General features: G+C 55.3%; 8 protein-coding genes. 7 read left to right on the top strand and 1 reads right to left on the bottom strand.

Annotated features, from left to right (window positions below):
• The 6 genes from PAT3040_RS38440 to PAT3040_RS06460 all read left to right on the top strand — a co-directional run.
• A partial coding sequence (locus tag PAT3040_RS38440; RefSeq protein ID WP_507763365.1) for a beta-xylosidase family glycoside hydrolase occupies window positions 1–667 on the top strand: 667 nt, incomplete at its 5' end.
• 188 nt (window positions 668–855) lie between these two features.
• Window positions 856–1,530 carry a response regulator transcription factor gene (locus PAT3040_RS06440; protein ID WP_108991940.1) on the top strand — a complete coding sequence of 225 codons (675 nt, stop codon included), beginning with the start codon at window positions 856–858 and terminating at the stop codon, window positions 1,528–1,530.
• Entirely contained in the window at window positions 1,527–2,957 is a 1,431-nt protein-coding gene (locus tag PAT3040_RS06445; RefSeq protein ID WP_108991941.1) for a sensor histidine kinase, read from the top strand. The genes PAT3040_RS06440 and PAT3040_RS06445 overlap by 4 nt, the downstream gene beginning before the upstream one ends.
• Before the next feature lie 163 nt (window positions 2,958–3,120).
• Entirely contained in the window at window positions 3,121–4,212 is a 1,092-nt protein-coding gene (locus PAT3040_RS06450) for a Fe(3+) ABC transporter substrate-binding protein (RefSeq protein ID WP_108991942.1), read from the top strand.
• A gap of 1 nt (window position 4,213) precedes the next feature.
• On the top strand, window positions 4,214–5,863 hold the full coding sequence (locus tag PAT3040_RS06455) for an ABC transporter permease (RefSeq protein ID WP_108991943.1): 1,650 nt from the start codon (window positions 4,214–4,216) through the stop codon (window positions 5,861–5,863).
• Window positions 5,860–6,519 (top strand): ABC transporter ATP-binding protein, encoded by a 660-nt coding sequence (locus PAT3040_RS06460; RefSeq protein ID WP_108991944.1) that lies wholly within the window; start codon window positions 5,860–5,862, stop codon window positions 6,517–6,519. Before PAT3040_RS06455 ends, PAT3040_RS06460 begins: the two co-directional genes overlap by 4 nt.
• A gap of 115 nt (window positions 6,520–6,634) precedes the next feature.
• Here the strand turns inward: PAT3040_RS06460 and PAT3040_RS06465 are convergent, their stop codons facing one another.
• Complete coding sequence (locus PAT3040_RS06465; RefSeq protein WP_108991945.1) at window positions 6,635–7,444, bottom strand: Cof-type HAD-IIB family hydrolase; 810 nt, start codon at window positions 7,442–7,444, stop codon at window positions 6,635–6,637.
• A gap of 101 nt (window positions 7,445–7,545) precedes the next feature.
• Here PAT3040_RS06465 and PAT3040_RS06470 point away from each other — a divergent pair.
• Window positions 7,546–8,912, top strand: a 1,367-nt coding sequence (locus tag PAT3040_RS06470; protein ID WP_108992013.1) for a S41 family peptidase, incomplete at its 3' end; no start/stop codon positions are given.

Below are 8,912 nucleotides of genomic sequence, written 5' to 3' on the forward strand. Positions count from 1 at the left end.
GTTTGCTGCGCCGGATCTTGCGCCCCATCCGATCCCGAAGCTTCCGGATCAAGATGACTTCGACGGCGATGCGCTCGGGAATCCGTATTTCACGCTGCGAGTGCCGGCGGACGACGAGTGGCTCAGCTTGTCGGAGCGCAAGGGCTTCTTGCGGCTGCGCGGCCGCGAGTCGTTATACTCCTGGTTCCGCCAGAGCATGGTGGCGAGAAGGCTGTCGCATTTCCGCTGCGTTGCCGAGACCTGCGTGGAATTCGAGCCGGAGCACTTTAATCAGATGGCGGGATTGACGCTGTATTATGACGAGAGCGACCACTTTTATTTGCTGGTAACCCGCGACGAGGAACGGGGCAAGCATATCCGGCTGATGACCACGAAGCAAGGGCAATACGACGAGCCGGAGGACGCCTTCGTCTCCGCCGAGGGCTGGGAACGTTGCTATCTAAAGGTAATCGTCGATGGCGAGCGCGTGCAATTCCACTGTTCGCCGGACGGCTCGGATTGGCAAGCGGTGGGTCCCGCGCTGGATCTTGGGCAACTGTCCGACGAATACGAAGGCAAGCTTGGATTTACCGGCACGTTCGTCGGCTTATGCGCGCAGGACTTGTCGGGCACGATGAAACACGCGGACTTCGATTATTTCAAGTACTTGGGGGAAGACATCGAATAAGCGAAAGAAACATTCAAAGCGGGAAATGAGGTCAGCCGAAGGGCTGGCCTTTTTGCTTCGACGCCGGCTATAACAATAGTCCGCTAAAGCTGGCGGGCATAATATGGCGAAGCAGGCTTGCGCGATAATGATGAGAACGATTATCATAAGGAGACATGCCACAATGGAGATGGGGGAAGTCCAAAGAGATGAAACGGATATTGTTAATCGAGGACGAGGCGCATTTTGCGGCGTTTATGGAGCCGGAACTGAAGCATGAGGGTTTCTCAGTGACGGTTGCGCGCGACGGCAGATCCGGTCTGGAGCTCGCGCTGGGAGAAGCCTGGGATCTCGTGCTGCTGGATCTGATGCTCCCGGAAATGGACGGCGCCGATGTGTGCCGGGAAATACTTAAATACAAAAAAACGCCGATTATTATGATTACGGCGAGAGATAGCGTGTCGGACCGCGTATCCGGTTTGGATAGCGGGGCCGACGACTACATCCCGAAGCCGTTCGCCATCGAGGAGCTGCTCGCTCGCATTCGGGTTGTATTTCGAAGGCAAGGGGAGTCGGCGGATCCCGGATCGCTTCTTGCCGGCGGCAATCTGACGTTGGAGCGGGAATCGCGAATCGTCAAGAAAGCCGGCACGGTCATTGCGCTAACGAAACGGGAGTTCGCGCTGCTGGAAGCGCTGTTGAAAAATGTTAATCGCGTGATGTCGAGGGAAACGCTGCTGAATACAGTATGGGGCTACGAGGCGGTTGTGGACGCCAACGTCGTCGATGTGTACATTCGTTACCTGCGGAACAAAATCGACGAGCCCGGGTCGCCCAGCGTTATTGAAGCCGTCCGAGGAATCGGCTACGTGATGCGCAGATGACGGCGGTATTCGGCAAGCGACGCAAGCCGTCACTTAGGAAGTCTTCCGGCAAGCTGCCGTTTCATTGGCGGATGACCCTGCTTGCTGCCATTCTGCTGAGCGTGCTCGTGACGGTCAGCAATTTGACGCAATACTTCTTTGTAGAGCGATGGATGGTGCGTCAGGAGGAAGCCAAAATGAGGCAGGACATGCGGGAACTGCTTAACGAACTGCTGGCCAAGGAAATTCAAATAACGCCGGGCAACGAAACGTTGCTTCGGCTTTATTTGGAGCGGGCCAACGTGCATGGAGGCATGATTCGGCTGCTTGATTCCAATGGAGATACGGCGATTATGGCGGGGAGTACGATCTCGGCCGAAAGAATTCCATGGCGCTCGTCGACCGATCCAAGCCTTGGAGCGGTGCATTATGAGGACGGCGTGCTAGCGATGCGCAGTCCTATAACGATTTTCAACTTCCAAGGCACAATTGAAATGGTGCGCGGCATGGAGGAATTGGAACGATTGATCGCCCGATTTTTTCGTATTATGATCATTTGCTGCGGAGCAGCCCTTTTGCTCAGCATCGCGGGCGGCAGACTGCTGGCTGTCGGTCTCATCCGGCCGTTGCGTGCCATGAATGCGACGATGAAGAAGGTGAGGCAAAATGGCTTGCAGGAGCGCATGCCGGTTACGGGAGCCAAGGACGAAATTACGGCGCTGCAGACGATGTTTAACGGGATGATGGATGAAGTGGAGGCGTCGTTCGGCAGGCAGCGGCGGTTCGTGGAGGATGCGTCGCATGAACTGCGAACGCCAATCGCCATTATGGACGGGCATCTCCGAATGCTAAGCCGATGGGGCAAACACGATCCGGACGTAACGGAAAATTCGCTGCGAATAGCGACGGAGGAGCTTGAGCGGCTGAAAGGGCTTGTCGATAATCTGCTGCTGTTATCGCGTGCGGAACGTACGGAAGAGCTGGAGCCTCGCGGCATCTGCGAGCAGCCGTTAACTGTCCTTAAGGATGCGGCGGATAAACAAATGATGATGACCCCCGAGTTTGTCGTAAACGTAGAAGCTGGCATGTTGGAGGAGGTATCCATAGCGATCGGCGAACATGAGCTGGCCCAATTGCTCCGCATCCTTTTGGATAACGCCGTCAAATATTCCGGAGAGGGCAGAGTCATCGCTATTATCGCCGAATTGGACGTCGATCAGGTGCGGCTGTCGGTAGAAGATCGGGGAGTAGGCATATCGGAAGAAGATATTCCCCACGTATGGGATCGGTTCTACCGGGCGGACAAGGCGAGAAGCGGGGGGCAAGGAGGATACGGGCTGGGACTGCCCATTGCAAAATCGCTCGTTCGTCGGCACGGGGGCGACATCGTATTGACCAGCGAGCTCGGCGTAGGGACAAAAGTGACGGTTTCTCTGCCCCTGGCTTAGAGAAATTCTCCCGCTCCCGCATAAGGTTGCAATAGTCCCCGTATAAATTCGTTCAATAAAAATATCGTTTTCACAGCGTTTTCTCATTATTATTCGCTACAATTGGCGGTAATGATATTCATTATCACGAATAAACGATATGGACATGAGAGGGACGAATGAAATGAATAAAAAGTACGTAACAGGCATGGCTGCGATTATTTTGGGAGCATCGATGATGCTGGCGGCCTGCGGGGGCAACAACGAATCGAATGCAAATGGCAAGCAAGAAGGAGCGGGAGCCGTTAAAACGGAGAGCGACTCTGGCGTCGTAAACGTGTTTACGGCCCGCCATTACGATATCGACTTCGCGATGTTCGACGAATTCGAGAAGGCGACAGGCATTACGGTCAACGAAATCAAAGGAACGGCAGAAGAATTGGTGGAGCGTATGAAGCGGGAAGGCGAAAACACGGAAGCCGACCTGTTCATCACGGTCGACGGCGGCATCCTGAATTACGCAAAGGAGAATGGCGTGCTGCAGCCGATCGATTCGGACGCTATTTTGGCCAACGTGCCGGAAAGTCTCCGGGACACGGATAACCAGTGGGTGGGCCTGGCTACTCGTGCCAGGGTCATCGTATACGACAAAGAGCTCGTGAAGCCCGAGCAGCTGTCTACATACGAAGATCTGGCGGGCGAGCAGTGGAAAGGCAAAGTGCTCGTACGGTCCTCCAGCAACCTTTATAACCAGTCTCTCGTCGCTTCCATGATTGATTTAAATGGCGAAGCGGAAACGGAGAAGTGGGCGCAAGGGCTGGTCGGCAATTTCGCGCGCGACCCGGAGGGCGGAGACCGCGACCAAGCCAAGGGCATTGCGGCCGGCGTCGGAGAAGTGGCGATTATGAATACGTACTATATCGGACAGATGCTTAACTCCAAGGAAGCCGAGGAAGTGAAGGTCGCAGAGAGCGTCGGCGTGTTCTTCCCGAACCAGGAGACGACAGGCACGCATCTTAACATTAGCGGCATCGGCCTCGCGGCTCACGCAAAAAACAAGGACAACGCGCTTAAGCTGGTGGAATATATGACAAGCAAGGAAGGCCAGGAAATGCTGACGAACGGCAGCTTCGAATTCCCGGTCAACAAGGATGCCGAGCTTCCGGCGCTGCTCAAAGAATGGGGCGAATTCAAGACGCAAACCATCGACTTCGCGAAGCTGGGCGAGAACAACAAAGCGGCAACGGCTCTTATGACCAAGGTTGGCTGGAAATAAGATGTTCCTATCCTTGCTGCAGGGGTTTAGACAGAGATGGAACGGATGGATCGCGATCAGCGGAATAGGGGCTCTTGCAGCCCTTCTTCCGTCTCTTTATATTTTGGCGGGATTATGGGGAGAGCCAGGGGAAAACTGGGCGCATATCCGGACCTATATTCTCCCTTCCCATTTGATGGAGTCCTTGCAGCTTGTAGCAGGCACAGTAGCGGCTTCCGTTGCGATCGGAGTGTCGCTGGCATGGCTCGTCGCCGCGTATGACTTCCCGCTTCGGAGGATGTTCTCCGCCTTATTGGTGCTCCCGCTGGCGATCCCGCCTTACATAGCGGCCTATACGTACGGCGATATGCTCAGTTATACCGGCACCGTGCAGAAGCTGCTGCGAAATGGGCTTGGCTTGACGCCGAACCAGCGTTATTTCGATATCATGTCGATGCAGGGCGCCGTTTTTATTTTTGCCATGTTCCTGTTCCCGTACGTCTACCTGATGACCAAATCGTTTCTGGAGCGGCACAGCGCTGCCTACATCGAAAATGCCAGGCTGCTGGGGCATAGGCCGCTTTCCGTTTTCCTTCGGGTCGTCCTGCCGCTGTCGCAGGGGGCCATTGTGGGCGGAGCGAGTCTTGTCGCGTTCGAGGTGCTGGGCGATTACGGGGTGGCCAAACATTTCGGCATCCAGACCTTTACGGTCGCGATTTTTAAAACGTGGTTCGGCATGTATGATCTGGAATCTGCGATACGGCTGGCTGGGGCGCTAATGAGCGTATTAATCGGAATCTTTGTCATAGAAAGGCTGCTGAGGAGCCGCAAGCGGTTCAACGCCTCGGTAAGCGGAGGTGCGGTGCTAAAGCGAAAAAGGCTGCGGGGGATTCCGGCTGCGCTAACGGTTGGGTTTTGTTCCATCGTGGTTTTGTTGTCCTTTATTATTCCGGTCGCGCAATTGACGGTATGGGCAACATGGACGTACGACGACATCTGGAACGACAGGTTCCCGGCGATGATTCGAAACACGGTGTCGGTTTCTGCAGCCGCGGTATGCATCATCATGCTGATGTCCGTCATTGCGGCCAATTCGCTGAGAATGTGGCGGAGCGGCTTCACGCTGGCAGGGAGCAAGCTGCTATTGATGGGATATTCCATCCCGGGAGCCGTTATGGCGATCGGAGTGCTGGCCTTGTTTCTGTCGCTGGATCAGGCGCTTTCCGGCTTGTACGGCATGATGGGCTTGGGAGAAGGGAAGCTGGTGCTTAGCATGTCGTTAGCCATGCTCGTATTCGCCTTCGTCGCCCGTTTTTTGTCGGTCGGCTTTAATGCCGTCGACGCCGGTTACGACCGAATCGGGACCAAATACGCGGAGGCTTCCAGGCTTCTGGGGTACGGAATAACGAGCACCTTCTTCCGTATCGATTGGCCGCTCCTAAAGGGCTCCATTTTAACAGGAGCCGTTATGACCTTCATGGAGGTTGTAAAGGAGCTTCCGCTTACGTTGCTGCTTCGGCCATTCAACTTCGATACGCTGGCGACCAAGGCTTACCAGTATGCGAGCGACGAGCAGATTCATCAAGCTTCGTTGCCCTCGCTTCTTATCATTACGCTTGGCGTTGCGTCAGTCTGCTTGTACCATTTTATCGGTAGGGGGGAGAAGGCATGACATATGTCAGCCTTAAGGAAATTGCTTACGCTTATGCTGGAGCCGGGAGCGATGTTCTGTCGGAATTTTCATTAACGCTTGCGCGGGGAGAGACGGTTGGTCTGCTTGGAGGCAGCGGAAGCGGCAAGAGTACGCTGCTTCGTCTGATCGCCGGCCTTGAGAATCCGAAAAGCGGCGAGATAACCATAGACGGCATCGTCATGGCAGGGGGAGGGCGCTTCGTTCAACCCGAGCATCGAGGCGTAGGCATGGTGTTCCAGGATTACGCCTTGTTCCCGCATATGACCGTCGCCAGAAATATCGCTTTCGGATTGCGGGGTTTGTCGCGTTCGGAACAGGCGGCGCGCACGGAGAACATGCTGGAGCTCATCCAGCTGCAGGGCTTTGGCGGGCGATACCCCCACGAACTGAGCGGGGGGCAGCAGCAGCGCGTCGCGTTCGCCCGCGCGCTGGCGCCGCAGCCGAAGCTTCTGCTCATGGATGAACCGTTCAGCAATCTCGATGCGGCGCTTAAGGGAGAGATTCGTCTGGAGCTCAAGGAGCTGCTGAAGAAGTCCGGCATGACCTCTATTCTTGTGACGCATGATCTGGCGGATGCGGAAGCGATCTGCGACCGGATCGTAAATATGCCCGAGCCGGTCTTAAGTCTCGTTTGAGCTTTTAGTGTCAGGGGCACGGACAGATATGATTCATCGAAAAATACAGCTCCTTTCGAAGAGCAGCCCTGCAGCGTTAGTCGCCGCAGGGCTGCATTTGTTTAACGGCTAAAGGTCAATGCTGCTTCGCCGGCTCCAAAATAAACTTTTCGATCACATGGCGAACGCCTTCTTCGTTATTGGAGAGCGTGACGTAGTCCGCAATCTCCTTAAGGGCATCAATCGCATTGGCCATGGCGACGCCAAGACCGGCAGCCTGAATCATCTCGCGATCGTTCCATGCGTCGCCCATCGCGATCGTTTGCTCCATCGAGCAGCCGAGATGCTCCGCCATAAATCGCAGCGCATGTCCTTTTGTCCCTTCCTTGTGCATAAACTCCAAGTAATGAGCCTTGGACTTCGTAATATGGACCCGATCCCCGATCAGCGGAGCCAGTTCCAGAGCGATGGCGTCGAGACGGGCGGGATCGTCGATAATGAGCATTTTGTTAAGCGGCTTCGTAATGAGCTTGTCAAAGTCGGGTTCGATCCTGTAAGGGATGTTCGACAGCCTGGAATAGGCTTTGATTCGGTCGTTATCTTCTGTGCCGTACAGCTCGTCGTCTACGTAAAGCTGCAGATGAAGGCCATGCTTTACGCAATATTCGTGCAATGCCAGGGCGGCGTCCGTCGGCACATTGCGCTCGTAGAGCACTTGGCCGTCCAGCAGTGTTTTGACTAGCGCTCCCTGATACGTAATAATAGGTACATTAAGTTCAATCTGACGGGCAATCTGCTGCGCCGAAGCGAACATGCGGCCGGTGGCGAGCGTCACTGTCACTCCGGCGGCGATCGCAGCCTCCATCGCCCTGCGGGTTCCATCTGTCACAGTCAGTTCATCTGTCAGAAGCGTGTCGTCCACATCAATGGCAATCAGCTTATACATAATTACGGTAAGGCTCCTCTCGGCGTCCAATCTGTATCGTGTAGCGTCATAATAAGGTTGATTGTAGCGAAAATCGAGCCTACATACAAGGAGATCCTCACATGCACAACTATGAATCAAGGCCGGCGAAGCAGCGCTCTGGCGCCATCTATGCGATAGGAGCGGTGCTGCTTCTTGCTGCAGGCTTCGCGCTCGGCATGTTTTTCATGAGTACCCGGTACCCCATGATCAAGGAGCCGTTGTTCAAGCAAGTTAATGACTCGTATGTTCACGTTCTTAACGATTATCTTAATGACACGACGCCAGAGCAGCTCATTCAGGGAGCGGCGGTCGGCATGGTGGATTCGCTCAAAGACCCTTATTCGCATTACTTGCCCGGAGAAAAGGGGAAGGCGTATACGGACTCCTATGAAGGGCAATTCTACGGCATTGGCGCCGAGATGAGGCAGGAGGACGGCAAGGTTATGGTCAGTCATGTCATCAAAGAGACGCCTGCCGAGAGGTCGGGGATGCAGCCGGGCGACGTTATAATCGCAGTAGACGACGTTGACGTAACCGGCAAGTCGCTGCAAGATCTGCTGGGCATTGTAAGAGGCGAAGAAGGAACGACGATCAAGATCCGGGTCCAGCGAGCTTCGGAGAAGGATCCCCTTGACTTTACGATGAAACGGGCGGCTATCCCCGTGCATACCGTTACCTCGGAGAGATTGGAGGATGGCATAGGCCTTATCACGATCAGCCGTTTCGCCGAGGAAACCGGGAAGGAATTCAAGGCGGAGCTGGATAAGCTTAAGGCAGAGGGCGAGCTGAAGGGGCTGCTGCTGGATCTGCGTTCCAATCCCGGCGGATTGCTGCAATCCACGACCGAGATCGCCAATATTCTTATTCCAAAGGACAAAAAGATTCTCGACATCGTCTACAAGGACGAACGAAGAATCGTATCGCTGACGTCGAAGCAGAAGGAGAAGTGGACGGTGCCGATCGTCGCGCTTGTCAACGGACGTTCCGCCAGCGCGAGCGAGGTGCTTGCCTCGGCGCTCAAAGAATCGGCAGGCGCGACGCTTGTCGGCGAGAAAACGTACGGCAAAGGCGTGGTTCAGGGCTACAAGCAATACAAGGACGGCTCCGTAATCAGCTTGACGGAAGCGCAGTGGAAGACGCCTGGCGGCACATGGATCAACAAGCAAGGCGTGACCCCGGACCACGTTGTGGAGCTGCCGGAATATGCTTCGCTGCATCAGCCGCCGCTGGGTACCGAGTTGGCCAAGGGCAGCTATGGAGACGAAGTGAAGCTGCTGCAGGGGATGCTGAATACGCTGGGTTACGGGCCTTCGGGTCAAGACGGCTTGTTTGACGCACAGACGGAGACAGCGCTCCGCAAGTTCCAGAGCGAAAACGGTTTGACGTCGAACGGGAAGTTCGCCGACGCGACCAGCCATAAGCTGGTCGAAATGCTGCGCGAGAAGCT

The sequence above is a fragment of the Paenibacillus agaridevorans genome (assembly GCF_003112455.1).
GTDB lineage: Bacteria > Bacillota > Bacilli > Paenibacillales > Paenibacillaceae > Pristimantibacillus > Pristimantibacillus agaridevorans.